This window comes from Micromonospora maris AB-18-032, from assembly GCF_000204155.1.
Taxonomy (GTDB): Bacteria; Actinomycetota; Actinomycetes; order Mycobacteriales; family Micromonosporaceae; genus Micromonospora; species Micromonospora gifhornensis.
In genome coordinates this window covers 5,010,962-5,037,087 of the sequence record NC_015434.1, presented here as the reverse complement: position 1 = coordinate 5,037,087, position 26,126 = coordinate 5,010,962, and the positions used below count along the sequence as shown (strand labels likewise).

Here is a 26,126-nt window from a genome sequence, read left to right as displayed (position 1 = left end):
GATACCGGCCGTCCGTTTGGTTATGTGCAGAACGCTCGTAATGCCAGCAATGGGTTTTTGATCGCCCGATGGTTCTCTTCTCGTCGGTGTGGATTGTTTCGCTTAGACTATGTGGGCTGTTGTCTGTCGGGGGAAAGTATGGTCTGGACGAATCCCGAAAGAGTTGCGTTTGCGGCGCTCGAAGGCGAAGGCTTCTCACCCATCCATGCTCGGATCCTGACTGCCATGGTGATGCACCGGTACGCCCGCGAGCGGCGCAAATTGGTCGATGTGCTTTCAGGTCACATTGGACTGGAAAGTACTCACTCCGTTTATTCGGCCATCGATGATCTGCTGGCGCGGAATCTGCTGGCGGTTACTCCTTACGTGGGCAAGAGCCTCTTGACTGCTGCTCCCGATTACCTGGTCCGCCTGCGTGCCGAGAAGCGTACCGCGTCGGCTGCCGCCCTAGAACGGCTCGGCCGGTTGCCGATCGAGCGATTTGAGTCGCTTGGTCAGATGACCGATCCCAAGGTGCTCGAGACTTTCCACGAACATGTTTGCGGTGCTCACCGCATCATCCGATTGTCATTCTTTGAGTCGCTGGCGGAGATCGAAGGATTGGCCGACCTGCGTGACCGGGCCGAGGCTGGTGTCGAGATCCGGGTGCTACTCGGTGCGCCGAAAGCCATGAAAGATCTACGTGGCGCGTCGCATGAGAAACGTGCCAAAAGGGCCATCAGGTCGTGGCGGGAAGCGACTAGAAACTGGCCCAACACGGAGGTAAGGGTAGCCAAGACGACGCAGGACATCGAGTGTGGGAGTTCCGCTTCCATCGACGGCAGCCTTCTCAGGCTCGACGTTCATGAGCCCTTGGCTGAGCGCTCCTTGATGGGAGAGATGCTGCTGGCGCACGAGGCTGCGGGCAATCTGATCCGGCTTTTCGATAACAGCTTTGATGTTGCCTGGGACCGTGCGATCCCCACCCGCCGCTGGCCGCTGGTCCGCCGAGCGGCGGGGGCCTGGCGCTGGACTGCGACGGCGATCGTTACCGTACCCGTCGCCACGGCGCTCAAGGACTCGGCGTGGCGGGACCTGCTGATTGGCGTCGCGGCGACATCCCTCTTGGCCGCGCTCGACGAGAACCGGACCCGCTTGCAGATCTGGTGGGGGAGGTTGACGCGTGGCTCGTGACGTTTTCCGCGAAGCCAGCTGCCCGGCCTGCGCTGCCGGACCCGAACTGATAATTCAGCCGCACGATCGGCGGCCCTGTTGGGGATCGTTGGCCCGGGCTGGGGTCCTCAGGGCCAACTGGGACTGCTGGGACCGCTGCAACCTGGACTGTCCATTCTGCTTCCGCAGCCGGTCAAACATACTAAACACAGACGACGCGCATCGCCTACTCGCGGCGCTCGCGTACGCCGGGGTCAGTCACATGACCTTTACCGGCGGGGATCCCAGTCTGCGCCGGGATCTGGACGTGTTGGTCGGGCATGCTCAGGCGCAGGGGATGGCGGTTGAGGTCCTGACCAACGCTCAGCACCAACCGCCCACCGTACGGGCCGCGCTGCTGCGTGCCGATCTCGTGGGCCTCTCCCTCGATGGCGGCGACGCGGCGACGCACGACGGCTTCAGGCAGCGCCCGGGCAACTACGTCCGAGTGCTCAAGCTGATGGACTTCTTAGACGAAGCGGGTCAACCATACGTGGTTCGAACTGTGGTTTCCCGGGCGAACATGTCCGGCATTTTGTTGCTGGCGCCGATGCTGACAAGTCGGCGTGCGCTGGTGCGATGGAGTCTGCAGCAGTTCAGCGCCGTGGAATCGGGATACCAGAATCGGGCTCGGTATGAGTTGCCGACCGAGGAATTCCTGTGTGTCTGCGAGGACGCTCGCCGCCGGCTCGGATCTGCCGCTGAGAAGCTTTCTGTGCTCACCGACGACGGCAAGGTCGGCCTGTATCTGCTCGTGGACCCGGGGGGAAACGTGCTCGCCCGGATTGAGGATCCGCCGGCCGGCCGGCTGCCAGCGATCGGAAATCTGTTGAATGATCACCTGGCGGATCTTGCCTCCCGTATAGTTCTGGATGCACCTAGGCATGCTGCTCGATACGAGGATTGGATGCACCACGATGGCCCGGGTCATTCTCAGTGGACTCACCGCCGCCGGTAAGACGACACACACCGCCCTTCTCGCAAAGCACCTCGGCTACGATAGCGTGCATATCACGGATCTCCTGCTCGCTGAGTTGGGGGGCGGATTCGGCCCCTCGACCGGAGTATGGTTCCACCGGATGGCGGAGATTGAATCATTGCGCGACGGTGGTGATGCCGACGATCGGGTCGACCGTATTCTCGCCGATACTATGCGGAACCGAGACGGTGTGGTGGTCGACGCTTGGGCGCTTCCCTGGTATTGCCGGGAGCCAGCGATAAGGATCTGGATCGGCTCCGATCGCATCTCCCGGTCCTGGAAGTGCGCCGTGTCGAGTCCGGCCGAAGTGGCACTGGGCCCGACAGGATGCGCCCGGCTAGTCGACGAGAAGGACTGGTTGACGCGGCAACGGTTCCTGAGCCGCTACGGATTTGACATCTTTGCCGACCGGGATGTCTTCGACTTTGTGCTCGACAATTCCCACTTGATTGATGCGCCGACCCGGGCGAGCGCCGACGCCGGGATCAACAAGTTCCACCGGGTGCTAACCGCTTGCGTCGAGGCGGGTATCTCCGGCGACCCGGAGCCCCTTCGTGCTCTGGTGAACGACGCGGACCCCGCTCTACGCTCATGTGTGGTACGCGTCGGTGGACCGTGCGGCGCTCGCTGGCGAAGCCGAGACCAGAAGAACTGCGCCCCGATGGTTCCGTCACGCGCCATCTAGCCACTCCACGTCGTCGTGCGGCGCGAACCGACCTAAAAAGGGCTGTGCATGGCAGGGGGCAACCGCTCAATGGGAAGTCAGACGCCGCAGACCGAAAGTGTGCGGACGATCGAGGTCATCGTCTCGGCGCTTATTCTCAATCCGCGTGGCGAGATACTGCTTATCCGGCAGCCGAAATGGGGCGACACCTGGACGCTGCCGGGCGGGCACCTGAAACCAGGGGAACGGCTGTGCGACGGTGCTCGTCGGGAGGGCGAGGAGGAGACCGGGCTGGTGCTCACCGGCCACGGCCTGGTGGACTGGGGCGAGCTGATTGACGCGGACCATCCGTCGCGCGCGTTCCATTTCATCTACTTTGACTACGTGTTCAGCGCCGAGAGCAGCGATCTTCGGCTCGATCCGCACGAGATCGCCGAGGGCGTCTGGGTTGATCCGAGCGAGGTGCTGAGCTACCAGTTGACGCCAGGCTACCGTCGCACGTTGGAGCGTTACCTGGCCTCCGATGCCGGCCCCACCGATGGTCGTCGTGGTTGGACATACCGCTCGGAAGACCGCTCCGGCTGAGCTTGGCGGACGGTCGGGCCGGGTGGGGGGAGGATCTGATCGGCGGGAGCAGGACGGCCAAGGTGCCAGCCCTGCCCCGCGTCGCAGCCGATGGCCCGCAACCGATCCGCCTGCTCGGCTGTCTCCACGCCCTCGGCGGTGACGGTCAGGCCGAGGGCATGCGCGAGGGACACCATCGCGGCGAGGATCCGTTCGTCGGCACGGCTACCCGGGTCGGCGGCCTCCGGGGCGCGCAGGCCCCGGACGAACTCGCCGGCCACCTTCAGCTCGGTCACCGGCAGGTCCCGCAGGTAGGCCAGGTTGCTGTAGCCGGTGCCGAAGTCGTCGATGGCGATGCGTACCCCGAGGTCGGCAAGCGCCCGTAGGGCCCGCACCGGCTCCTCGGCGCTGCTCATCATCATGCTCTCGGTGATCTCCAGCTGGAGCCGGTTCGGTGGCAGGCCGGTGCGCCGCAGCAGGCCGCACACCTCCTGCACCAGGTCGGGGCGGCGCAGCTGACGTACGGCCAGGTTGACGCTGACGTACGGCGGTTCGCCGGTGGCGGCCGACCAGCCGACCGCCTCGCGGCAGGCCTCGGCGAGCACCCAGGAGCCGAGCGGCACGATCAGCCCGGTCTCCTCGGCCAGCCCGATGAAGCTGTCCGGACGCAGCACCCCCAACTGCGGATGCTGCCAACGCACCAACGCCTCGACCCCGAGCACCGAACCGTCCTGCAACGAGGTCAACGGCTGGTAGTCGAGATAGAACTCGCCCCGCTCCAGCCCGCCGGGGATGGCCGCGCTGAGCGCCTGCCGAGCCTGTTCCCGGCTGTCGCGTTCGGCGTCGTACAGGGCCCAGCCCGCACCGCCGGCGCTCTTGGCCCAGTGCAGCGTGCTGCCGGCGGCCCGCCACAGGTCGTCCGGTGTGGTGCCGGTGACCTGGCGTTCCACCACGCCGACACTCGCGGTGACCGTGACGTCGTGCCCGTCGACCAGCACCGGCTCGGCGAGGGCGGCCAGCGCCGACTCGGCGACCGCCACCACGTCCCCGGTGCCGGTGGAGCGTTCGACGAGGATCATGAAGGCGTCCCCGCCGAGGCGGGCCACCAGGTGAGGTTCCACGGCGCGGCTGAGCCGGTGAGCCGCCGCCACCAACGCCCGGTCGCCGATCTGGTGCCCGTACGAGTCGTTGATCCGTTTGAACCGGTCGATGTCGAGGAAGCACAGCCCGACCCGGTGGACGTCGTCGCGGTGCTCGGTGCAGACCGCGGCGAGCCGTTCGGCGAACAGCGTCCGATTGGGCAGGTCGGTGAGTGGGTCGTGGGTGGCCTGGTGCCGGAAGCGTGCCTCGCTGGCCCGCAGCGCCCGCTCCGCGTCGGCCCGGGCGATCAGGGCGGCCCGCCGGATCGCCTCCTGCTCGTCCAACGTCCGGTCGCGCAGCGCGCGGGCGTAGCCGGTGGCGATCGCGGCGAGCAGCCGGGCCATCCGGTCGGCGATGTCGTCGGCGACTAGGTCCAGGTCGCGTACCAGCCGGAGTTGAATCACCTCGACGGTACGACCGAGCGCCTCGGCGGAGGCGATGTGCGAGGCGACCAGTTCGGTGGCCACCCGGTGCCCGGCGCGCAGGTCGAGCGGTTCCGTGCGCAGGGCCGCGGCCAGCTGGTCGGTGAGCCGCTGCAACAGCGTCTCCAGCTGGGCGTGTGTCATCGGGAAGTAGCTGGTGCCCGCCAACGCCTTGGCCCACGCCCGAGCGAACGCGCCGGGGCGGGCGGGACCGTCCGGAGGCTCACCCACCGAGTCGCCCGACCCCACCGAGGAAGACGGCCCGCTCGGCGTCCTCGGCGCTGTCCGGGGTCTCCGGACGCCACTGCGGCACCCACACCACCCCGGGCTCGACCAGTTCGAAGCCGTCGAAGAACGCGGTCAGCTCGGCCCGACTGCGGACCCACAGCGGGTTGTCGGTGCGCTGGTAGACCTTCTGCGCCTCGGCCCGCTCGGCTTCGCTGCGACCGTCGTCGCTGGCCTGCGACAGCACCAGGTAGCTGCCCGGGGCCAACGCCGCCCGCAGGGTGCGCAGCACCTCGGCCGGCCGGTCGTGCTCACCGACGAAATGCAGCACCGCCACGACCAGGACGGCGACCGGCTGTGAGAAGTCGATCATCGCGCGGACGTCCGGGTGGGCGAGGATGCGCTCGGGGTGGCGGAGATCCTCCTGGACGACCGCGGCGCTCTCGTTGCCGGCCAGGATCTCCCGGCTGTGCGCCACCGCGACCGGGTCCACGTCGACGTAGACCACCCGGGAGTCGGGGGCGTGCCGCTGGGCGATCTCGTGCACGTTGCCGACGGTCGGGATGCCCGAACCGATGTCCAGGAACTGGCGGATCCCCGCCTCGCAGAGGAACTGCACGGCCCGGCGCAGGAAGGCGCGGTTGGCCTGGGCCATCAGCGGAGCCTCCGGAACCGCGGCCACCATGGCCTGGGCCGCCGCCCGGTCCACCGCGAAGTTGTGCGATCCGCCGAGGTAGTAGTCGTACATCCGAGCGACGCTGGGCCGCTCGACATCGATCGTCTCGGGTGCCCAGTCCGGCCGCTGCAATGTCTCACTCCTCCGCACACGGTGTAGGCGTCAATGCCCCGGCGGGTATTCTGCCCCGCTTTCATCACCGAGACCATAGTGCGTCCGCAAACGCAGGTCGATACGAAAGATCCGTGCCCGCGCGGTGGCGGACACGGATCCCTTTGTCGACGTGGGTGTTGCTCAGAACTTGGGCGCGTCCGGGGCTTCGAGCAGGCCGAGCCGCAGCGCGGTCATCAGCGCCTGGGCTCGGTTGGCCGCGCCGAGCTTCTCGTAGAGCTTGGAGATGTGCGTCTTGGCGGTCGACTCGCTGACGAACAGCTGCTTGGCGATGCCGGCCACGCTCATGCCGTCGGCGAGCAGCCGCAGCACCTGGCCCTCGCGCGGCGACAGCTGCGGCCCGGACGGGGCGAGCCGGCGCTTCATCGCCTCGGCCAGGTCGGCGGCGGTGAAGGCGCTGGGGGAGGAGGCGGCGTGCCGGGCGGCGGCGACGACCTCGTCGGCCGGCGCGGTCTTCGGCACGAACGCGCTCGCCCCGGCCTCCAGGGCGCCGAAGAGCTGGTCGTCGCCCGCGTACATGGTGAGCACCACGATGCCCATCGACGCGCTGGACTTGCGCAGTGCGCGGGTGGCCTCCAGGCCGCTGCCGTCGGGCAGCCGCAGGTCCATGATCACCACGTCCGGCTGCAGCGCGCCGGCCTGCCGTACGCCCTCCGCCGCCGTGGCGGCCTCGCCGACGACCTCGAACTGCCGGTCGCGCTCGAAGGCGTGCCGCAGGCCCTTACGGATCAAGTCGTGGTCGTCGACAAGGAGGACCTTGGTACGGGTAGCCGGTGTCGGACTTGTGGTCATCCTCGGGTTACTCCCCTTCTGCTGCGGCGGCGCTACCGCGAAGGTTATCGCGCCGGGGCGACGAGCCGACCACCACCGCCACGGTCGTCCCGCTGGGCTGACGTGGTCTGATCTCCAACCGGCCCCGGATACGTTCCGCCCTCTCGGCCATGATCGCAAGCCCATAGTGCCCGTCGGAACGTTTGTCACCTATGCCGTGACCGTCATCCGACACTTCGATCTGGGCGTACGGGGGATCCACCTCGCAGGTGACCCAGAGGTTGGTCGCCCCGGCGTGCTTACGGGCGTTGGTCACCGCCTCCTGGGCGATGCGCAGCAACTCGGCCTCGGTGGCGGCGGGCAGCCGGGCGGTGGACTCGTCCAGCGACAGGTGCACCCGCAGCCCACCGGAGGCCCCGACGGTACGGGCGTACTCGGCGATCGCGGCGGCCAGACCGCCGTGCCGGTCCACCTCGCTGCGCAGCTCGAACAGGCTCAGCCGCAGCTCGGTGATGACCCGGGTGACCTCCTGACGCAGGGTCCGCAGGCTCTCGGCGGTCTCCTCGGCGTCCTCGTGCACGGTGGCCAGCGCGTTGTCGATGCCGTAGCCGACCATCACCAGTTCCTGGGCCACCCCGTCGTGGATCTCCCGGGCCAGTCGCTGCCGCTCCTCGTTGGTGGCCAGCGACCGCACCTCGTCGAAGAGCAGGGCGGCCTCCAGCCGCAGCGCCGCCGGCCCGGTCAGCCCGGTCACCTCGGCCGTCACCGCCGACGGGTAGGCGTGCGCGGCGTCGGCCTCCAGCACCACCAGGCCGACCGTGCGGACCCCGGCGACCAGCGGCACGATCAACGCCGACACGTCCCCGCCACGGTGCGAGCGGGACTGGGAACGGGCCGCGGTCTGCGGCTGCTGACTGGCCCAGGCGTCGGCGATGGCCGAGTCGGCGTCGAGGGTGGTCTCCCAGTCGACCCGGTCCGCGCCGATCTGGGCGAGCACCACCAGTCGCCCGCCGCCGCTGGCGGAGAGCACGGCTCCCCGGTCGGTGCGGGCCACCGTGCGCAACTCCTCCAGCAGGTGCTCGGAGATCCCACCGGGGTCCAGCGTCGCGCCGGGCAGTTGGCGGGCGACGGTACGCAGTTGGGTCAGCAGCCGGGTCGCCTCCGCGTACGGCTGGGGTTTGGTGTCCTGCCGCAGTTGCATCACCCGGTGCAGCGTCTGCGCCGCGTAGAGACCGAGCACGGCCAGGATCAGCCACTGGGCGCAGACTGCGAGGTAGCCCGTCTGGGTCATCTGTCGCGCTCCGCCGACCTCGGTGAACGCGCCGGTGATCAGCAGGGTGCCGGCGACCGTCGCGATGAGCAGGGCGCCCTCGCGGAACCGGCGTCGCAGTGCGGTGACCGTCACCGGCACCGCCAGGTACGGCAGCACCGCGGAGGCGCCCAGCCCGTCGATGTGCCCGCCGATGGTGGCGACCGCTGCGACCTGACTCGCCGCCAGGCCGAGCACCACCACCTCCGCCATCCGGCTGATCGGCCCGATCAGCCAGTGCTCGGGGGCCATCGACGCGGGCAGGCCGGCGACCGCGAGCAGGACGATCCACCAGAGCTGGGTCAGGTCACGGGTGGCGAGCAGGGTGAGGACGGCGACCAGGGCGAGCACGACCACCCGGGTCGCCGAGGCGAGCGGATGGGAGCGGGCCAGGGCGGTTGTCGAGGCGGACACGTGACGGATGGTAGTCAGCCGCGGTAGATGTCTGCGATTTCCGCCGCGTACGTCTTGTGGACAACTTGACGCTTGACCTTCATCGACGGGGTCAATTCGCCGGTGGCCTCGGTGAAGTCCTGAGGCAGGATGCGCCACACCTTGATCGCCTCGGCCTTGGAGACCGACTGGTTGGCCAGGTCCACCGCGCTCTGGATCTCCGCCCGCAGTCCCTCGTGCTCGCGCAGCGTCTCGGCGCTGGTGTCGGCGGGCAGGCCGACCGACTCCAACCAGGCCGGTAGCGCCTCCTCGTCGAGGGTGATCAACGCGGCGATGAACGGCTGCCGGTCGCCCACCACGACGCACTGGCTGATCAGCTGGTGGGCCCGTACCTGGTCCTCCAGCACGGCCGGGGCGACGTTCTTGCCGCTGGCCGTCACGATGATCTCCTTCTTCCGGCCGGTGATGGTCAGGTAGCCGTCACCGTCCAGCGATCCGAGGTCTCCGGTGCGGAACCAGCCGTCGGAGCTGATCGCCTCGGCGGTCGCCTCGTCGTTGCGCCAGTACCCCTGGAAGACGATGTCACCGGCGATGAGCACCTCGCCGTCGTCGGCGATCCGGATGGTCACCCCGGGCAGCGGCCGACCGACCGTACCGATGCGGGTGAAGCCCGGCAGGTTCGCCGACGCCGCCGGGGAGGTCTCGGTCAGGCCGTACCCCTCGCAGACCGGCACGCCGACGCCCCGGAAGAAGTGGCCCAACCGGGCGCCGAGCGGTGCCCCACCGGAGATCGCGTCCCGGCAGCGTCCGCCGAGCGCGGCCCGCAGCTTGCCGTAGACCAGCTTGTCGAAGAGTGCGTGTTGGACCCGCAGCGCCAGACCCGGCCCGGCGGAGGTCTCCAGCGCCTCGCTGTAGGCGATGGCGACCGCCTCGGCCCGGGCGAAGATCTTGCCCTTGCCGGCGGCCTCGGCCTTCTGCTTCGCGCCGTTGTAGACCTTTTCGAAGACCCGGGGTACGGACAGCACGAAGGTGGGTTTGATCTCTTGCAGCTCGGGGACCAGGTTCTTGACGTCCGAGCAGTGCGCCATGGTGGCCCGGGCCTGCACCACGCCGATCTGGATGAGCCGGGCGAAGGCGTGCGCCAGCGGCAGGAAGAGCAGCGTGGAGGCGTTCGGGCCGAACAGGTTCGGCAGTACCGGCACCGCGTTGGCGATGTCGGAGTACATGTTGCGGTGGGTGAGCACGCAACCCTTGGGGCGGCCGGTGGTGCCGCTGGTGTAGATGATTGTGGCGATGTCCACCGACCGCAGCCCGGCGCGCCGCTGCTCGATCTCGGCGGGTTCCACCGTGTTGCCCGTGGTCATCAGCTCGTCGATCCCGCCGAGGTCGATCTGCCACAGGTGCGCCAGCTCGGGCAGCCGGTCGCGGACGCCGGCCACCAGGGTGGCGTGCGCGGTCGACTCCACCACGGCGGCCACCGCGCCGGAGTCGGCCAGGATCCAGGCGGCCTGTTCGGCGCTGGAGGTCTCGTAGACCGGCACGGTGACCGCACCGGCGGCCCAGATCGCGTAGTCGACGAGGGTCCACTCGTAGCGGGTCCGGCTCATCAGCGCGACCCGGTCACCGGGCCGGACGCCGGCGGCGACCAGGCCGCGGGCGACCGCGACGACCTCGTCGCGGAACTGGCGGCAGGTGACGTCCACCAGGCCGCCCTGGGAGTCGCGGCGGATGAACTGCACCGCGTCCGGCGCGACCTCGGCGTTCTCCCAGACGGGATCGGTGAGGTTGGCCGAGTCGCCGACGGTGACGATCGGCGGGACGGAGAACTCGCGCACCTGCACTCCCTCGTGCTTGCACTGGCCGGTCCGGGTGCCACCGGCGGGTCTGCTCATCTCGAAACCTACCTGCCCCGCCGCTGGCGAGCACATCGCAGGTGGGGCGGCGCGGCACGACCGGCTCCCGGGGCGGGTAGCCTCCCCCCATGGCGGACTCCTCCACCCAGTCGATCACCATTGCCGCGTCACCGGACCAGGTGGCGACGGTCATCTGTGACTTCCCGAGCTATCCCCGGTGGACCGACGCGATGCGCGAGGTCGAGGTCATCGAGGAGTACGAGGACGGTTACGCCAGCCAGGTCCGTTTCGTCCTGGACGCCGGCGTGCTGGCCGACGAGTACGTGCTGGAGTACGCCTACGCCGAGGACCTGTCCCGCATCGAGTGGCACCTGGTGACACCGTCGAAGATGCAGAGGCTCCAGCGCGGGTCGTACGACCTGGTCGGTAATGCCGACGGGAGCACCACCGTGACCTACACCCTGGAGGTGGAACTCGCGGTCGGGATGCTCGGAATGTTCCGGCGCAAGGCCGAGAAGATGATCATGGATACCGCGTTGAAGCAGCTCAAGCGCCGGGTAGAAGCAACTGGTTCGGCGCAGTGACGCGTCCGGCGGCGCGGTCGCCACGGTAGAGGAGCCCACGATGGGTGCAACGGATCCGGGTTCGGCCCGACAGGAGGCGGAGCGGCTGGTCGCCACTCTGCTGGCCAGCGCGCGGTTGGCCGCCGGCAACCCCGGCACAGGGCCGCTGGGCTCACTGAGCGGGATCATGACCAGTGTCCTCGGTCACAACGACTCGTCCGAGGAGCCCGAGGGCGCAACCGGCCCGGGTTTCGCCACTGGTGCGCCGGAATGCTGTGTCTGCCCGGTCTGCCGGGGAATCGCCGCGTTACGCGATCCGAGTCCGGAATTCGCCGAGAGGTTGGCCACCGGCGCGGGCGATCTGGCCGCCGGACTGGCGAGCTTTCTGCGGGCCTTCGCCCCGCCCGAGACGCCCGACGACCCCTCCAGCGGCCCGGGCGGGGACCCGGACAGCGACCACGTGTGGCGCGAGGCGACCCGTACCGGGCATGATTCTCAGCCGGCACCGGATCGGCACGTCTGGACCGCCGCGACGCGAGCGGAAGAGGGTGCCGTCCCGGCCGTCCCGCCCGTCGATGCCGCCGGGCCGGTCGCGGACGCCGTAGGCCCGACGCCGGAGACCGGCCGCCCGGTGGTGCCCGCCTCACGGACGCCGGACGGCGAGCGCCGGACCGCGTCGGAGGCCGCGGCGCCCACCAGCGCCGAGCAGCAGGGCGCAGCAGGCGACGAAGCCTGATCTCAGGACGACCCGCACCACCGGCCAGGGCGCAGGTACGCGCGGGGCACAGCAGAGGGGAGTGGCAGCGGTGACGCTGACCATCGGAGTCGACGTGGGTGGCACGAAGGTGGCCGGCGGTGTCGTCGACGACACCGGCACGGTGCTGGTGCAGACCCGACGGGACACCCCCGCCGACGACGTGGGCAAGACCCGCGACGTCATCACCGAACTGGTCGCCGAACTGGCCGCCGGACACGACATCCAGGCGGTCGGCATCGGCGCGGCCGGCTGGATCGACGCCAGCCGCTCGACCGTGCTGTTCGCCCCGAACCTGGCCTGGCGGGACGAGCCGCTGCGGGCGTACGTCAGCGCGGCGGTCGGCCTGCCGGTGATCGTCGAGAACGACGGCAACGTGGCCGCCTGGGCGGAGTTCCGCTACGGCGCGGCCCGCAACGCCGACGACTCGATGGTCATGTTCACCATCGGCACCGGCGTCGGCGGCGGCATCGTGCTCGGCGGTGACCTGGTCCGGGGTGCCAACGGCATCGCCGCCGAACTGGGTCACATGCTCACCGTCCCGGACGGGCACCAGTGCGGCTGCGGTCGGCTCGGCTGCATCGAGCAGTACGCCAGCGGCAGCGCCCTGGTGCGCTTCGCCCGCGCTGCGGCCCGGCAGGAGCCGCAGCGGGCCACCGCGCTGCTGGAACTCGCCGACGGCGAGGCCGAGGCGATCACCGGCCCGATGGTGACCGCCGCGGCCAAGAGCGGCGACCCGGTCTCCGCCGAGGCGTTCGCCCAGGTCGGGCGCTGGCTCGGCACCAGCATGGCGGACATGGCGCAGATGCTCGACCCGCAGGTGCTGGTCGTCGGCGGTGGCGTCATCGACGCCGGTGAGCTGCTGATGGGCCCGACCCGGCGGTCGTACGCCGAGTCACTCGCCCAACGCAGCCGGTTGCCGGTGGCCGAGATCCGCCCCGCGGAGTTGGGTAACGCCGCCGGGGTGATCGGCGCGGCCGACCTGGCCCGGCGGATCTGAGGTGGCCGACGCCTCCTGCGGCGTGCCGCTGCGTGTCGTGTCGTACAACGTGCACGGCCAGCGTGACGACGTCGCCGCGCTGGCCACGGTCGTCCGCCAGCTGGCACCCGACGTCCTGATCGTGCAGGAGGGGCCGCGCCGGTTCGGTTGGCGCGCGAAGTCGGCCACGCTGGCCGCCTCGTTCGGTCTCGTGGTCGCCGCCGGCGGGTTGCCGGCGCTGGGCAACCTGCTCCTGGTCAGCCTGCGGGTACGGGTGACCGGGGTGCGGCATCAGCGCTTCCCGCTGACCCCCGGCCGGCACATGCGCGGTGCCGCGTACGCCGACTGCGTGGTGGGTGGCCCGGCCCGCTTCACGGTGGCCGGCTCACACCTGGCCACCGACCCGGTCGAACGGCCCGACCAGGCGAAACTGTTCAAGCGCGAGTTGGACGTCGCGCCGTTGCCGGTGATCGCGGCGGCCGACCTCAACGAGGAACCGGACGGCCCGGCCTGGTGCACCGTCGCGCACGGACTGACCGACGCGGCGGTGGCGGCGGACCGGGCCGACCGGCTCACCTACTCCTGCGCGGACCCCCGGCGACGCATCGACGGGGTCTTCGTCGACCCCCGGATCACCGTGGTCGACTACGACGTGCTGGACACCCCGCTGAGCCGCCGCGCCAGCGACCATTTTCCGATCGTCGTCGACCTGCTCCTACCCGTCGCCGACTGAGCTGCGGCGCTCGGACGGGCTGGACATACCGCGCGGATGTGGAGAGGATTTCGCGCGACCCGGCAGGCGTGCCGAGACGAAGGAGATCCCCCGGTGCCCACCCCCACCGAGCACGGCCGGCCCGATGCGGAGACGACCACACTGGCGCGCAGCCACGACGGTCGCCCGATCGCCGACCGGGGCGACACCGTCTGCGTCATCGGCGCCGGAGCCAGCGGCCTGACCGCCATCAAGAACCTCGCCGAGCACGGCTTCGGTGTCGACTGCTACGAGCGGGAGACCGGCATCGGCGGTGCCTGGAACTGGCGGCACGACCGTAGCCCGGTGTACGCCAGCACCCACCTGATCTCGTCGCGGCCGTTCACCCAGTTCCCCGACTTCCCGATGCCGGACGACTGGCCGGACTATCCGCACCACAGCCAGCTGCTGTCCTATTTCGAGCGCTACGCCGACCACTTCGACCTGCGCCGACACATCTGGTTCGGCACCGAGGTGGTGCGGATCGAGCCGGTAGCCGGTGACCGGTGGGACGTCACCACCCGCAGCACCGGCGGCTACGGCCCCGAACGCACCTCCCGGTACGCCGCCGTACTGATCGCCAACGGGCACAACTGGTCGCCGAAGCTGCCCCGCTACGACGGGTTGGAGCAGTTCCGGGGCGAGGTCATGCACGCCTCGTCCTACAAGGACCCGGCGCAGTTGCGCGGCAAGCGGGTGCTGGTGGTGGGTGCCGGCAACACCGGCTGCGACATCGCCGTGGAGGCCGCCCAGCAGGCCTCACACTGCTGGCACTCCACCCGCCGGGGCTACTGGTACGCCCCCAAGTACGTCTTCGGTCGTCCGGCCGACCAGGTCAACGACACCCTGCTGGCGCTGCGGGTGCCACTGCGACTGCGCCAGTGGCTCTACCACCGCACGTTGCGGCTGACCGTCGGTGACCTGACCCGCTTCGGTCTGCCCGCACCGGACCACCGGGTGTACGAGACCCACCCGATCGCCAACAGCCAGCTGGTCTACCACGTCGGCCACGGCGCGATCACCCCGGTGCCGGACGTCGCGCGGCTGCATCCGCACTCGGTGGAGTTGACCGACGGTCGGCAGATCGACCCGGAGCTGGTCGTCTTCGCCACCGGCTACCTGCCGCGCTTCGAGTTCCTGGACGCGAAGATCCTCGGTGACGACGAGGGCGTGGGACGCCCCCGGTTGTGGCTCAACGCGTTCGTGCCGAACCATCCGACCCTCGCCGTCGCCGGCCTGCTCCAGCCGGACTCCGGCCTGTTCCCGCTGGTGCACTGGCAGGCGGTGCTGTTCGCCCGGCTGTTGCAGGCCCGCATCACCCGCCCGGACCGGGCCGACGCCTTCGCGGGCCGGGTCTCGGCGGGCGCGGGTGAGCGCTACTCGGGACGGGTCAAGGACTCGACCCGGCACTGGTTCGAGGTCGGCCACGTCGACTACCTGCGCGCCCTGGAGCGTGCGCTGCGTGACCTGGAGGGCAAGTGACGCAGGTGAGCGAGCGGCCGCGGATCGTGCGCGGCTGGGAGTGGGCCCGTCCGGTCCGGCCGGTACGGCGTGAGGTGCTCAGCGCCGCCCCCGAACTGGAGGAGGGGCAGCCGCCGCTGTTGTTCGTACCGGGCTTCGGGCACGGCGCCTGGGCGTTTGCCGAGCACTGGCTCGGGCACACCGCCTCCCGGGGATTCCCGGCGTACGCGGTGAGCCTGCGCGGGCACGGCGGCAGCGGCCCGGCGCCGGAGGCGGACCTGCGGGCGTACGCACACGACGTGGTCCAGGCGGCGGCGGGCCTGCCGCGCCAGGCGGTGCTTGTGGGGCACGGCGCCGGGGCGCTTGTGGTGGCGCACGCCCTGGCCCGTTACCCGGCCCGGGCGGCGGTGCTGGTGGCCCCGGTGTTCGGTGGCTGGGCGGGCCTGGGCGCGGCGCTGCGCCGCAACCCGGTCGGCACCCTGCCGGCGGTGTTCGGCGGCGGCCTGCGGCCCCGTCGAAGCCAGCTGTTCAGCCGGGAACTGCCCGAGGCCGAGGCCCGGCGGTACACCGCCCGGCTGGGTCGGGCCGCCCGACGTGCCCAGTGGCAACTGCTCACCGGTGCCGACCCGGAACCGCCGGTGGGCCGCCCGCCGGTGCTGGTGCTGGGCAGCCCCGACGACCGGGTGGTGCCGGCGACGGCGCTGACCCGCGCGGCCCGGCGTTACGGCTCGGCCCCGCTGCTCTTTCCGGGCATGGGACACGACCTGATGCTGGACGCCCGGTGGCAGGAGCCGATCGACGCCATCCTCGACTGGCTGCGCAAACACCCCGGCCGCACCGGCCGACCCTGATCGGGCCGTCGGGTCCGCCCTGATCGGGGCGGTGGGCCGACCCGCGCAGTCGGGTCGGCCCGGTGGCTCGGCCTAGCCGCCGAGCCGGGTGAGCAGCAACCCGGTCTGGTCCAGGGTGGACAGATAGGAACGGGCCCAGGCGCGGATGTCGTGCTCCCGCAGGTGCGCGCGCATGGCCTGCATCCGCGCCCGCACGTCGGCCGGCTCGGCGCGCAGCGCCGCGAGCAACCCCTGCTTGAGCCCTTCCAGGTCGTGCGGGTTGACCAGGTACGCCTGCGACAGTTCGGCGGCGGCCCCGGCGAACTCGCTGAGCAGCAACGCGCCGGCGTCGTCCACCCGGGCGGCCACGTACTCCTTGGCGACCAGGTTCATCCCGTCCCGCAGCGGGGTCACCGCCATCACGTCCGCGATCCGGTAGAGCGCGGCCAGTTCGGTCCGGTCGAACGGCTGGGTGAGGTAGTGGATCGCCGGCTCGCCCACCCGGCCGAACTCGCCGTTGATCCGTCCGACCTCGCGTTCGACCCGGTCGCGGAGGATCTGGTACTGACCGACCCGTTCCCGGCTGGGCACCGCCACCTGCACCAGGACCGTGTCGCGGACCTTGACGTGTCCACCTTCGAGCAACTCGCTGTACGCCTTGAGTCGCTGCTCGATGCCCTTGGTGTAGTCCATCCGGTCGACACTGAGGATGACCTGGTCCGGGCTGCCGAGGTCGTGCCGCAGCCGGCGGGCCCGGTCGACCACCTCGGGTCGGCCGGCGAGCGCCGCCATCTCGGCGGTGTCGATGGAGACCGGGAACGCTCCGATGCGGACGATCCGGTCCTCGACCGCGATCCGTCGGTCGGTGGCCGGCAGACCGAGCACCTTGGTCACCAGTTGGGCGAAGTTGTGCGCGGCCTGAGCCCGCTGGAAGCCGACCAGATCCGCGCCGAGCATCCCGTGCAGCAGTTCGGCGCGGCGCGGCAACTGCATGAACAGCTCCGGCGGCGGAAACGGCACGTGCAGGAAGAAACCGATGCGCAGGTCGGGCCGCAGGGCGCGGAGCAGGCCCGGCACCAGTTGCAGGTGGTAGTCCTGCACCCAGACCACCGCGCCCTTCTCGGCGACCTGGGCGGTGGCCTCGGCGAAGCGCTGGTTGACCCGCTGGTACGCGTCCCACCAGCGCCGGTGGTGCTCGGGTTGCTCCACCGCGTCGTGGTAGATCGGCCAGAGGGTCGCGTTCGCGAAACCCTCGTAGTGATCGCGCAGGTCTTCGCTGCTCAACGGCACGGTGTGCATGCGTACCCCGTCGACGTCGGGCAGGGTGGGCGCGGGACCGGTCCCGCCGGCCCAACCGACCCAGGTCGCCGGGGTGTGTCTCAACAGGGGGTGCAGGGCGCTCACCAGGCCACCAGGACTGCGTCGCCACTCGCAGGCGCCGTCGAGCGCCACGTTGTCGTTGATGGGGAGGCGGTTGGCCACCACCACGAGGGAGCTCTGTCGCATCTCGGGCATTCCGATCAGCAGGGGAGTGACCGCCACGAGAAAGGAACAACCGGGCAGTCGGAGGGTGACGTGACGTACTGTCGGTATTCCTACTGACAGTAAGTTACACCACTGTTACATCCCTGCGCGTAGGCGGTCTGCGTCCCGGTATCCGGGCGGCTACCGGCTCGGCGGGCTCAGACGACCGCCCCGTCGTCGGGATCGCGTTCCTCGTCGCCGGGACGCAGCCGCCACACAAGCGTGACGAACCCGGCGAGGATGCCGGTGAATCCGAGCAGCGTCACCACGCCCCGGTCGGCGGGGACCAGGTCGGGGAAGAGGAACAGCACGAACCCGAGCAGTACGGCGAGCACACCGGCCACCGCGAACTTCGACACCCGGGGCAGCGGTGGGGGCGGGGGCGGCACGTAACGCTCGTCGGCGTCCGGGTCGTCGGGCAGGTCCGCGCCGAAGGTGTCCAGGCCGTCCAGCAGGGAGGGGCCGTCGCCGTCGCGTGGGCCACGGCCCACCGAGACACCGGAGATGTCCGCCGCGTACGGCAACCGGCGTACGCCGGTCGCGGTCGGCCCGGCCGGCTCGTCGGGGCTCGGCAGGGTCGCGGTCGTGGTGGTGCCCGCTCGGCCCGGCGGCTCGTCCACGTCCTCCGCGGCCGGCCAGGGGTGCGCCCCGGCGGCCGGGGAGGCGTTGAACCCGGCGACGATCTGAGCCCATTCGGCGTCGATGTCCGGTTCCTCGTTGACCCGCTCCGAGGTGCCCTCGTCGGACAGTTGGTTGAGGTAGTCCCGGGCCGTGCTCAGGTGCGAGCGGTCCACGTAGAGCCGGTCGACCGGCCGAGGCGGGACGGTGGTGGTGCGGGTGACCGGATTCAGATCCGCCGACGGTTGCAGGTACGCGGCGATGCCGCCGGCCGCCAGCACGTCGAGCAGGTGCTCGCCGACGCGCGGATCGACGTCGCCGGCCACGGCGTACTCGTTCGCGTCGATCCCGTTGTCCCGCCGTCCCCGACGGGCTCCACCCGCTGACACCGGACCATCCTCCTCATCGCGCCGCCGGCGCGCCCCGCGTCCAGCCCCTGGGCGCCACCCACACGCCGTGCTCTGAATCGTGACACGTCCGGACCGGGTTCGGGGAGTGCCTTGTGGCGTGGGGTACCCGGGCGCGTCCTGCGTCGCTGGTCGACACGCGGCTCTTTGTCCTTTTGTGCGGCGCGTGCCAGGCGATCCGGCGGGACGGTCAGGCGCAGAGGTTCGCCACGGCGACCCGGACCGGGTCGGGGTTGGCCCAGCTCCAGTTGGGGTGCGCGCGGTTGGTGAGCAGGACGAGCACGATCCGGCGGCCGGGGTGCACGAGAAGCGAGGTGCCGGTGAAGCCGGTGTGTCCGAAGGTGCGACTGGTGGCGAGTTTGCCCATGAACCAGGGCTGGTGCAGCACCACCCCCAGACCATGGTCGGAGGTGCGGTCGGGACGTTCGGCGTCGACGGCGGGCAGGCCGGCGTTGACATTTGTCAGCATCCTCGCGGTGGTCTCCGCAGAGAGGATCCGGGTGCCGCGGTAGGTGCCGCCGTCCAGCAGCAGCTGCCCGATGACGGTGAGGTCGGCGGCGGTGGAGAAGATGCCGGCGTGCCCGGCGATCCCGCCCAGGTGGTTGGCGACGTCGTCGTGCACGGTGCCACGCAGCAGCCCCCGGCTGGAGCGGGCGTCGGTGGCGACGAGTCGGGCGGCCTGGTCGGCGCTGCTGAGCCAGGTCCTGGGGTTGAAACCGGTGTCGCGCAGACCGAGCGGGCCGGTGATGCCGGACCTGAGCGCCTGGTCGAGCCGTTGGCCGGTGACGTGCTCGACGAGTTGGGCGGCGACCATGAGACCGACGCTGGAGTAGCGGAAGACCGTGCCGGGGGTGGCGCCCTTGATCAGCGGGGTGGCCAGCACGGCGGCCCGCCGGGCGGCGTCGTCGGGCAGGCCGGTGACCTTGGCACCGACGGGCAGCCCGCTGGTGTGCGCCAACAGCATGCCGACGGTGACCTTGCTCTTGCCGGTGCCGGTGAAGCCGGGCAGATACTCCACCACGGGGGCGTCGAGGGCGATCCGGCCGGCGTCGACCTGCTGCAAGGTCAGGATGGCGGTGAACACCTTGGTCAGCGAGGCGGTGTCGAAGATCGAGTCGTGGCGCATGGCGACCTGCTTCGACTCGGGCAGCAGCACCGGGCCGGCACCGTAGCGCAGCGCCTTGCCGACCACGGCCCGGGCGACGAGCTTGCCGTCGACCTGGACGTACGCCACCGCGCCCGCGTACGCGGGATGGTTCGGGTTCTGTGCCGTGGGCTTCAGGTGCCGGGTCAGCTCCATGGTCAGGGCCCGACTCAACGGTGACGGCGTGCCGATGCCGGCCTGCCCGCTCAGGCTGCCGTCGGCCGCCGCCTCGGCCGAGCTGCCCGGTGCCGCGCCGAGCGCCTCGCCGGCCGCCGCCGTGGGCGGCGCACTCGACGCCCCGGCGCGGGGACGGTGCGTCGCGGCGGGGCCGGTGGGGGACCCGGTGGCGGCAGCGGCGTCCGGCGTGGACGGCGACGCCGGCTGGCGGCAGCCGGCGACGGCGGCGGTGACCGCGGCCAGGCCGAGCCCGAGCACGGTACGACGGTGCACAGACATGCGCCGCATCATGACAGGCGTGGATCGTCCGACAAAGCCCATCGGCAAGGTCTGGGCAGCCCGGTCAGCTGGCGAGCGGCTGCGCGCCGACCGGGGGGTGGGCCAGGGCGAGCAGGCCCGGTGCGGCGTTGCGGTGGGCGAAGGCGCGTAGCTCGCTCAACAGCGGGCCGGCCGCGGCCGGATCGTCGCCCGCCGTCAACTCCCGTATCGCGAAGGTCAGCGACAACATGCGGTCGGTGACGTCGGGGATGCCGGCGTAGATCTCGGCGGCGGCCAGGTGCAGCTCGGCGGCGTGCCGGTGGTCGCCGTCGGCACCGGTCAGAGCGGCCGTCACGGTCCGCAACGCCGCCTCCGACCAGGGCGTACGGTGACCGACCTGGTCGAGCATGGCGCGTACCCGGGCGGCGGACCGGCGACCGGCGAGGGTGGCCGCCCAACCGACCGCGGCGATCCACTCGCCGCTGGCCAACGCCGGGATCTTCGTCCACGCCTCGGCCAGCTCGTCGACCAGGGCGGCGGCTTCGGCGGTGCGCCCCTGCACCGCCCGGCACAGTGCGCCCATCGCCAGCATCGTCCAGTGCAGCCGGTGGAAGCCGCTGCGCCGGGCGGTGTCCAGCGCGGCCGCCACATCGTCGTACGGCGGCGAGGGCTGTCCCGCCGAGAGCGGTGTGGGGTCGGCGACGTCGGACGCTGAGGCTGCGGCGCCGGCAGCCCGCTGCGTCTGCGCCTGCGGCGTGGCGGCCGGCGGCACCGGCTGGCCACGCAGTACCAGCAGGCACGACCGCAGCCCACGGACCTGCATGTCCCAGCTGCCGGTCGGGGTGTCCACGAACGCCTCGGCGGCGGCGAGCAGCCGACCGAAATCGCCCTCGAACCAGGCCCGCATCGCCTCGCCCGAGTAGCTGGTGGTCAGCGTCTGCCCGCTCGCGGTACGGGCCGGGGCGGCCGAGAGCAGCGCGTCGGAGCGCAGCCAGTCGCCCTCCTCCCGCACCGCGTACGCGAGGTTCTGGGTGGCCCGGGGCAGCGCCAGCAGCTGCCGGCCCCGGCTGAACTCGACGATGGCGTACAACTCGTCCAGGCCGGAGCGGTCGCCGGCCTGGTAGCGGGCGGTGGCGGCGGTGATCCGGGCGTTGGTGCGGATCTCGGTCAACCCGAGCCGCTCGCCGATCTCGGCCGCGGTGTCGGCGGCTGTCACCGCCGCGTCCCGCTCGTAGTTGAGCATGTGCAGCCGACCCAGCTCGGCGTAGGCGTCCGCCTTCTGGGCGCTGTCCGGCAGCGGCTCGAACAGCCGTACGGCGTGGTCCAGGCAGGCCAGCGCGGCCTGCCGGTCGGCGCGCAGCCACGCCGCCTGACCCAGCAGCGTCCAGGCCCGCGCCGCGCACGCCTCGTCGCCGTGCGCCAGCAGTCGGTCGGCCAGCGTCTGCACCTGCTCGGGCCCACCACCGGAGAGGAACGCGTTGCCGTCGCGGTAGAACGAGATCTCCGTGCTCAGCAGCTCCAGCTGGAGCCGGCCCACCGGGTCGGAGTCGTCGGCCAGCCCGAGTGCCCGGCCCGCGTGCCCGGCGGCGGCGTCCAACCCGTGCAGGGCGTACGCCCGGCGGGCCGCCCGGTGCAGCGCGGCCCGTGCCGGGCCGGCGTACCGGGTGGTGTCCATGCCCAGCGACCGGGCGATCTCGTGCGCCGCCCAGCGATGATGAGCCAGCACCTCGGCCAGGTCGGTGTCCCGGCTCTGCGACAGCGTGTCCAGCCAGTCCGCCGTGCGCTCGTGCCGGGCCACCCGCTCGGTACGCGGCAACCGCTGGTAACAGACGTCGCGCACCAGCACGTGCCGGAACCGGTACTCCGGCTGGCCGGCCATGGTGGACGCACCCTGCTCGTGCACGAAGTCCCGCTGCTCCAGCCGGCGCAGGGCCCGCTCGACCGCCTCGACCGACTGGCCGACCGCCGCCGCCACCGCGCCCGGCCAGAACTGCACCCCGACCACGGCCGCCGCCAGCAGCACCGCCCGTTCCTTCGCGTCGAGCAGGTCGACCCGGTTGGCGATGACCGCGTGCACGCTCTCCGGCATCGGCAGGTCGAGGTGCTTCTCCAGCGACCAGCCCCGCCCCGACTGGCGCAACGCGCCCTGCTCGATCAGCATCCGGACGTACTCGTGGGCGTAGAGCGGGTTGCCGCCGGCCACCTCGATCAGCGGGGTGAGCAGGTCGGCGGAGAAGGCGGCCTGGCCGAACATGTGCGCGTACAACGCGGCGATGCCGGTGTCGCGCAACGGCGGCAGGGTGATCGTCACCGAGCCGGTGATCGTCCCCGCCCAGCTCGGGTCCCGGTCGACCAGCTCGGGACGGGCGGTGCAGAGCAGCAGCAGCGGCACGTCCCGGGCCGCCGCGCCGAGCAGTTCCACGAAGCGCAGCATCGCGTCGTCGGCCCAGTGCAGATCCTCGAAGACCAGCACGGTGGGACGGCGGGCGGCCAGCGCCAACAGGAACCGCCGCCACGCCGACTCCGCCTCCTCGGCCGGCAGCGGGGTGCCCGCCAGGCCGACCAGCGGGCGCAGCGCGTCCGCTACCCGGTCTCGCTCGCCGGGGCCGACCAGCTCGCCGACGGCCGCGGCGAGCCGCTGCGCGGCGGTCCCGGCCGGGTCGGTGTCGAGAATGCCCGCCTCGGCCTTGACGATGTCGGCCAGCGCGGCGAACGTGACGTTCTCGCCGAACGGTGGGCAGCGCCCGATCCGCCAGGTCAACGGCTCGTCCACCAGTCGGTCGGTGTGCCGGTGCAGCTCCCGGACCAGCCGGCTCTTGCCGATGCCGGCCCGTCCGAAGACGGTCACCACCTGGGGCCGGCGGTCGCGCAGACTGCGGTGCAGCGCGTTGACCAGCATGCCCAGCTCATGTTCGCGGTCGATAAGCGGGGTGGCGTCCGGTTCCCGGTCGGCGGGCTGCTGGCGTACCGCGGCCAGGGCCAGCCACACCTCGGTCGGTGCGCTGCGCCCGCGCAGGGTGACCGGCGGCTGCTCCGCGTAGCGGATGGTGTCGCGGGTCAGCGCGTGCGTGGTGCCGTCGACCAGCACCCCGCCCGGCGGTGCCACGGACTGCAACCGGGAGGCGGTGTTGACCACGTCGCCGGCCACGATCGCCTGCCCACCGTCGCGGGCGGCGGCCACGTCGACAAGCGCCTCGCCGGTGGCCACCCCCACCCGGAAGCGCAGCCCGTCGGTGCCGGTGGGCGTGAAACGGGTGAGCACCCGTTGCAACTCCAGGCCGGCCCGGACGCACCGCAGCGCGTCGGTCTCGGTGGCCACCGGCGCGCCGAACAGCGCCATCACCGCGTCGCCGATGTACTTCTCCACCACTCCGCCGTACTGGCCGACCACTCGCCGGGCGGCGGAGAAGAACCCGGTCTGCATGCCCCGGACCAGCTCCGGGTCGGCCCGCTCGACGTACGGGGTGAAGTCGATCAGGTCGACGAAGAGCACGCTGACCCGGCGGCGGTCCTCCTGCGGGATCGCCGGGGCACGATCGTTGCCGGCCCGGGGCGCCCCGCAGGAGGTGCAGAACGCCACGTCGGGCGCGAGTGGGCGCAGGCAGTGCGGGCAGACGGCACCGAGCTCCGCGCCGCAGCCACCGCAGAAGCGGTCACCGTCGGCGGCGGTGCGTCCACAGCGATCACACTGAGTGGCGATGACACCCTCCACTGGTGAGCCCCGACGCGGGGCGCACGACCGAGTATCGCTGCCCAGCCCAGTGTCGGGTACCGGGCTGTTGGCTTGTGGACACTCCACCGGGCAGTGCTCTCCGTGGCGCAACGGCTAGATTCAGGCAACCGATTCGTTGATCGTTATCAGAGGGGGGACAGCCTCATGGTGTACGTCATGTTGAGCAGCGACTGGACCGACGGTAACGGCGTCACCCACTTGGCCGGGGACACGGTGGATGTGGACGCCGCGACCCTCGCTCAGCTTCAGGCCCAGGGCATCGTCGGTGAGGTGCCGGGCAAGGGCAAGGACGGCACGGACTGGGCCGGGCCGGGCGGCACCGACTGGGCCGGGCCCGGGAGCACCAAGCCCTGACCGAGCTGACACACGGGCGGCGTCGGGACCTGTTCCCGGCGCCGCCTTCGTGTTCCGGCTTCGGTGATCAGTGCGCGCGGCTGCCGGTCAGCGGTCGCTCATGCCGGCGCGGCGGCGTAGCGCCGGCACGTCGGTGACCACGATCCGGCGGCCCTCGGTACGCAGCCAGCCCCGGTTGGCGAACGATCCGATCGCCTGGTTGACGCTCTGCCGGGAACCGCCGGCCATCTCCGCGAGCTGGCTCTGGTTCAGCTCGATGGTGATCATCGGGGCCTGGCTCTCGCCGGCGAGCCGCACCAACGTCTTGGCGACCCGGCCGGGCAGGTCGAGGAAGACATGGTCGGCGTTCTGCTCGGTCAGCCGGCGGATGAGCGCGCCGAGGGACCGCATCACCGCGTCGAGGATGCGCGGGTTCGAGTGCACCAACTCCATGAAGGCGCCCCGGGACAGGGCCAGGGCGGTGCAGTCCTCGATCGCCTCGGCCGAGGCGGACCGGGTGGAGGCGTCCAGCAGCGAGACCTCACCGAGCACGTCCGGTGGTCGGATCACCGACAACACGGCCCGTTCGCCGGTCGGCGCGGTGCGGAACACCGCCACCGCACCCCTGCGCAGCACGATCAGCGACTCGCCCGGGTCGTTCTCCACGAACAGCAACTGACCCTTGCGATATGTCCGGGGCACCGCGGCGGCGATCACACGCTGGCGTACCTCGGGTTCCAGCCCGGCGAACATCTCCACACCGGTGAGAGCGTCGCCCGGCTCTGGCAGGCGCATCTCCACGGCCCCACCCCTCCCCGGTCAAGGACCCAACTCGCTCACCGGGTGAGCCTGGCGGCCCTGACAAGGCGGACTGACACCCGATCGGCGTCCGGCAGCGGTACACATCAGATCATGACGGTCCGGTCGCGTGGTGTACACCCCTCAAGTCGCTTGTGTGACAGCTTCAGCTGCGATGTCACCGTTGCGGGTGGCGTGGAAGCGCTCCCGGTGTCTCGCCCCGCTCGTCAGCGCGGTTCGGGCGTCGGCGAGGATGGCGGGGATGGTCTACCGCTATTTCTACGACTGCGAATTCATCGAGGACGGCCGCACGGTCGAACTGGTGTCGATCGGCATGGTCGACGAGTACGGCCGCGAGTTCTACGCGGTCTCCACCGAGTTCGACGCGTCCCGAGCCGTGCCCTGGGTCCGCCGCAACGTCCTGGACAAACTGCCCTCGCCGGCGGATCGGGCCTGGCGTTCCCGCGAGCGCATCCGCGACGAGTTGTACGACTTCCTCGTCGAGCCGCTGCGCGCCGGCAACGGCGAGGAGTTGGAGCTGTGGGCCTGGTACGCCGCGTACGACCACGTGGCGCTGGCCCAGCTCTGGGGTGCCATGCCGGCGCTGCCCCGGGAGATCCCCCGGTTCACCAAGGACCTGCGACAGCTGTGGGACGACCGGGGTCGCCCGCGGCTGCCGAACGCCGACTCGGCGCGGCACGACGCCCTGGTCGACGCCCGGCACAACCTGGCCCGGTGGCGGGCGATGACCGGGTCGTAGGTTTGGCTGGTTCCGTCCGGGGCACCGGTTCGGCCTGACGGGGGTCGACGTGAGGGAGCACCGCCATGAGCGAGCGCCAGCATGACTGACGAGGCGATGGCCGTCGGCGCGGCCCGGGAGCGGATCACCGAGCTGATCCGGGCGGCGGGCAGTTGCACGCTCACCACCATCTCGCTCGACGGTCGGCTGGTGGGCCGCCCGATGCTCCTGCAACGGGCGGCGTTCGACGGCGAGCTGTGGTTCTTCGGGTACGCCCGGTCGGCGACGGTGCGTCAGCTGCGGGTCAACCCGGAGGTCGAGGTGAGCTTCGCCGACCCGGAGGATCAGGTCCTGGTGTCGCTCTCCGGCACCGCGCGCGACGACCACGACCCGACGCGGGCAGCGCAGCTCTGGCGTCCGGAACTGGCGACCTGGTTCCCGGACGGGCCGGCCACGCCCGGCCTGATGCTGATCGCCGTGCACGTCACCGCAGCCCGCTGTTGGGAGCGCACCGGCCGTCGACAGGATCTGCTCGGTGGTGCCGGATCCGCGCCACCTGGTGCGTCGGTGTTCGCGCCGGGCGGTGCGTCGGTCGCGGCCGGTGCACCTCGTGATCACGCTACTGAGCGGTAGCGGGTCGCGGTGTCCGGTCGGACCAGCGGCGACTACAGTCGCAGTGACGGCCCGCCCCGGGCCGGC

Annotated in this window: 23 protein-coding genes; 13 read left to right on the top strand and 10 right to left on the bottom strand. The window is 71.2% G+C overall.

What is annotated here, in order from left to right:
* The first annotated feature begins 24 nt into the window (after positions 1 to 24).
* From VAB18032_RS22135 to VAB18032_RS30920, 4 genes are all read left to right on the top strand, one after another.
* Positions 25 to 1,173, top strand: coding sequence for a hypothetical protein (locus VAB18032_RS22135; protein WP_148272332.1), 1,149 nt, complete (start codon positions 25 to 27; stop codon positions 1,171 to 1,173).
* Positions 1,163 to 2,149, top strand: a complete 987-nt coding sequence (locus VAB18032_RS30220) for a radical SAM protein (protein WP_081476182.1) — start codon at positions 1,163 to 1,165, stop codon at positions 2,147 to 2,149. The genes VAB18032_RS22135 and VAB18032_RS30220 overlap by 11 nt, the downstream gene beginning before the upstream one ends.
* Before the next feature lie 121 nt (positions 2,150 to 2,270).
* Positions 2,271 to 2,855 carry a cytidylate kinase family protein gene (locus VAB18032_RS22125; protein WP_148272331.1) on the top strand — a complete coding sequence of 195 codons (585 nt, stop codon included), beginning with the start codon at positions 2,271 to 2,273 and terminating at the stop codon, positions 2,853 to 2,855.
* A 99-nt stretch (positions 2,856 to 2,954) separates the two neighbouring features.
* The gene (locus VAB18032_RS30920; RefSeq protein WP_158309509.1) at positions 2,955 to 3,419 is read left to right on the top strand and encodes an NUDIX domain-containing protein; all 465 of its coding nucleotides are present in this window, start codon (positions 2,955 to 2,957) and stop codon (positions 3,417 to 3,419) included.
* Here VAB18032_RS30920 and VAB18032_RS22120 read toward each other — a convergent pair.
* From VAB18032_RS22120 to VAB18032_RS22100, 5 genes are all read right to left on the bottom strand, one after another.
* On the bottom strand, positions 3,344 to 5,104 hold the full coding sequence (locus VAB18032_RS22120; RefSeq protein ID WP_081476300.1) for a putative bifunctional diguanylate cyclase/phosphodiesterase: 1,761 nt from the start codon (positions 5,102 to 5,104) through the stop codon (positions 3,344 to 3,346). The genes VAB18032_RS30920 and VAB18032_RS22120 overlap by 76 nt on opposite strands.
* 79 nt (positions 5,105 to 5,183) lie before the next feature.
* A complete protein-coding gene (locus VAB18032_RS22115; RefSeq protein WP_013735150.1) occupies positions 5,184 to 5,993 on the bottom strand; it encodes an SAM-dependent methyltransferase in 810 nt (269 codons plus the stop codon).
* A gap of 162 nt (positions 5,994 to 6,155) precedes the next feature.
* Entirely contained in the window at positions 6,156 to 6,824 is a 669-nt protein-coding gene (locus VAB18032_RS22110) for a response regulator transcription factor (RefSeq protein WP_007072219.1), read from the bottom strand.
* A gap of 7 nt (positions 6,825 to 6,831) precedes the next feature.
* Positions 6,832 to 8,526 carry a GAF domain-containing sensor histidine kinase gene (locus VAB18032_RS22105; protein ID WP_013735149.1) on the bottom strand — a complete coding sequence of 565 codons (1,695 nt, stop codon included), beginning with the start codon at positions 8,524 to 8,526 and terminating at the stop codon, positions 6,832 to 6,834.
* A gap of 14 nt (positions 8,527 to 8,540) precedes the next feature.
* Positions 8,541 to 10,340, bottom strand: coding sequence for an AMP-dependent synthetase/ligase (locus VAB18032_RS22100; protein ID WP_043725362.1), 1,800 nt, complete (start codon positions 10,338 to 10,340; stop codon positions 8,541 to 8,543).
* Between the two features lie 146 nt (positions 10,341 to 10,486).
* Between VAB18032_RS22100 and VAB18032_RS22095 the strand changes: the two genes are divergently transcribed.
* The 6 genes from VAB18032_RS22095 to VAB18032_RS22070 all read left to right on the top strand — a co-directional run bounded on the left by VAB18032_RS22095 (position 10,487) and on the right by VAB18032_RS22070 (position 15,717).
* Positions 10,487 to 10,942 (top strand): SRPBCC family protein, encoded by a 456-nt coding sequence (locus VAB18032_RS22095; RefSeq protein ID WP_013735147.1) that lies wholly within the window; start codon positions 10,487 to 10,489, stop codon positions 10,940 to 10,942.
* 40 nt (positions 10,943 to 10,982) lie between these two features.
* Complete coding sequence (locus tag VAB18032_RS22090; RefSeq protein WP_013735146.1) at positions 10,983 to 11,657, top strand: hypothetical protein; 675 nt, start codon at positions 10,983 to 10,985, stop codon at positions 11,655 to 11,657.
* A gap of 70 nt (positions 11,658 to 11,727) precedes the next feature.
* Entirely contained in the window at positions 11,728 to 12,675 is a 948-nt protein-coding gene (locus tag VAB18032_RS22085) for an ROK family glucokinase (RefSeq protein WP_013735145.1), read from the top strand.
* Between the two features lies 1 nt (position 12,676).
* Positions 12,677 to 13,387: an endonuclease/exonuclease/phosphatase family protein gene (locus VAB18032_RS22080; RefSeq protein ID WP_013735144.1), complete on the top strand. Its 711-nt coding sequence runs from the start codon at positions 12,677 to 12,679 to the stop codon at positions 13,385 to 13,387.
* 93 nt (positions 13,388 to 13,480) lie between these two features.
* Positions 13,481 to 14,887, top strand: a complete 1,407-nt coding sequence (locus VAB18032_RS22075) for a flavin-containing monooxygenase (RefSeq protein ID WP_013735143.1) — start codon at positions 13,481 to 13,483, stop codon at positions 14,885 to 14,887.
* Positions 14,888 to 14,892: 5 nt separating this feature from the next.
* Positions 14,893 to 15,717 (top strand): alpha/beta hydrolase, encoded by an 825-nt coding sequence (locus VAB18032_RS22070; RefSeq protein ID WP_043725353.1) that lies wholly within the window; start codon positions 14,893 to 14,895, stop codon positions 15,715 to 15,717.
* 72 nt (positions 15,718 to 15,789) lie between these two features.
* On the opposite strand, the gene VAB18032_RS22065 is transcribed toward VAB18032_RS22070, so the two are convergent.
* From VAB18032_RS22065 to VAB18032_RS22050, 4 genes are all read right to left on the bottom strand, one after another.
* Entirely contained in the window at positions 15,790 to 17,202 is a 1,413-nt protein-coding gene (locus tag VAB18032_RS22065; RefSeq protein WP_043725346.1) for an alpha,alpha-trehalose-phosphate synthase (UDP-forming), read from the bottom strand.
* Positions 17,203 to 17,378: 176 nt separating this feature from the next.
* Positions 17,379 to 18,227, bottom strand: coding sequence for a DUF308 domain-containing protein (locus VAB18032_RS22060; RefSeq protein WP_013735140.1), 849 nt, complete (start codon positions 18,225 to 18,227; stop codon positions 17,379 to 17,381).
* Positions 18,228 to 18,435: 208 nt separating this feature from the next.
* Positions 18,436 to 19,845 carry a serine hydrolase domain-containing protein gene (locus tag VAB18032_RS22055; RefSeq protein WP_148272330.1) on the bottom strand — a complete coding sequence of 470 codons (1,410 nt, stop codon included), beginning with the start codon at positions 19,843 to 19,845 and terminating at the stop codon, positions 18,436 to 18,438.
* 64 nt (positions 19,846 to 19,909) lie between these two features.
* Entirely contained in the window at positions 19,910 to 23,536 is a 3,627-nt protein-coding gene (locus VAB18032_RS22050; RefSeq protein WP_013735138.1) for an ATP-binding protein, read from the bottom strand.
* A gap of 177 nt (positions 23,537 to 23,713) precedes the next feature.
* Here VAB18032_RS22050 and VAB18032_RS22045 point away from each other — a divergent pair, with 177 nt between their 5' ends.
* Complete coding sequence (locus VAB18032_RS22045; RefSeq protein WP_162097625.1) at positions 23,714 to 23,911, top strand: hypothetical protein; 198 nt, start codon at positions 23,714 to 23,716, stop codon at positions 23,909 to 23,911.
* A gap of 87 nt (positions 23,912 to 23,998) precedes the next feature.
* Here VAB18032_RS22045 and VAB18032_RS22040 read toward each other — a convergent pair whose 3' ends face one another.
* Entirely contained in the window at positions 23,999 to 24,691 is a 693-nt protein-coding gene (locus VAB18032_RS22040; RefSeq protein WP_013735136.1) for a Crp/Fnr family transcriptional regulator, read from the bottom strand.
* Positions 24,692 to 24,950: 259 nt separating this feature from the next.
* Here VAB18032_RS22040 and VAB18032_RS22035 point away from each other — a divergent pair, with 259 nt between their 5' ends.
* On the top strand, positions 24,951 to 25,448 hold the full coding sequence (locus VAB18032_RS22035) for a polyadenylate-specific 3'-exoribonuclease AS (protein ID WP_013735135.1): 498 nt from the start codon (positions 24,951 to 24,953) through the stop codon (positions 25,446 to 25,448).
* Positions 25,449 to 25,529: 81 nt separating this feature from the next.
* On the top strand, positions 25,530 to 26,060 hold the full coding sequence (locus tag VAB18032_RS22030) for a pyridoxamine 5'-phosphate oxidase family protein (protein WP_013735134.1): 531 nt from the start codon (positions 25,530 to 25,532) through the stop codon (positions 26,058 to 26,060).
* Positions 26,061 to 26,126 lie beyond the last annotated feature (66 nt).

Bases quoted from the DNA above. Each gene is read 5' to 3' on its own strand.
- VAB18032_RS22125 (WP_148272331.1), top strand. From the start codon at position 2,271: ATGGCGGAGATTGAATCATTGCGCGACGGTGGTGATGCCGACGATCGG.
- VAB18032_RS22120 (WP_081476300.1), bottom strand. From the start codon at position 5,104: ATGACACACGCCCAGCTGGAGACGCTGTTGCAGCGGCTCACCGACCAG.
- VAB18032_RS22110 (WP_007072219.1), bottom strand. From the start codon at position 6,824: ATGACCACAAGTCCGACACCGGCTACCCGTACCAAGGTCCTCCTTGTC.
- VAB18032_RS22095 (WP_013735147.1), top strand. From the start codon at position 10,487: ATGGCGGACTCCTCCACCCAGTCGATCACCATTGCCGCGTCACCGGAC.
- VAB18032_RS22090 (WP_013735146.1), top strand. From the start codon at position 10,983: ATGGGTGCAACGGATCCGGGTTCGGCCCGACAGGAGGCGGAGCGGCTG.
- VAB18032_RS22065 (WP_043725346.1), bottom strand. From the start codon at position 17,202: ATGCGACAGAGCTCCCTCGTGGTGGTGGCCAACCGCCTCCCCATCAAC.
- VAB18032_RS22055 (WP_148272330.1), bottom strand. From the start codon at position 19,845: ATGTCTGTGCACCGTCGTACCGTGCTCGGGCTCGGCCTGGCCGCGGTC.
- VAB18032_RS22045 (WP_162097625.1), top strand. From the start codon at position 23,714: ATGTTGAGCAGCGACTGGACCGACGGTAACGGCGTCACCCACTTGGCC.
- VAB18032_RS22035 (WP_013735135.1), top strand. From the start codon at position 24,951: ATGGTCTACCGCTATTTCTACGACTGCGAATTCATCGAGGACGGCCGC.
- VAB18032_RS22030 (WP_013735134.1), top strand. From the start codon at position 25,530: ATGACTGACGAGGCGATGGCCGTCGGCGCGGCCCGGGAGCGGATCACC.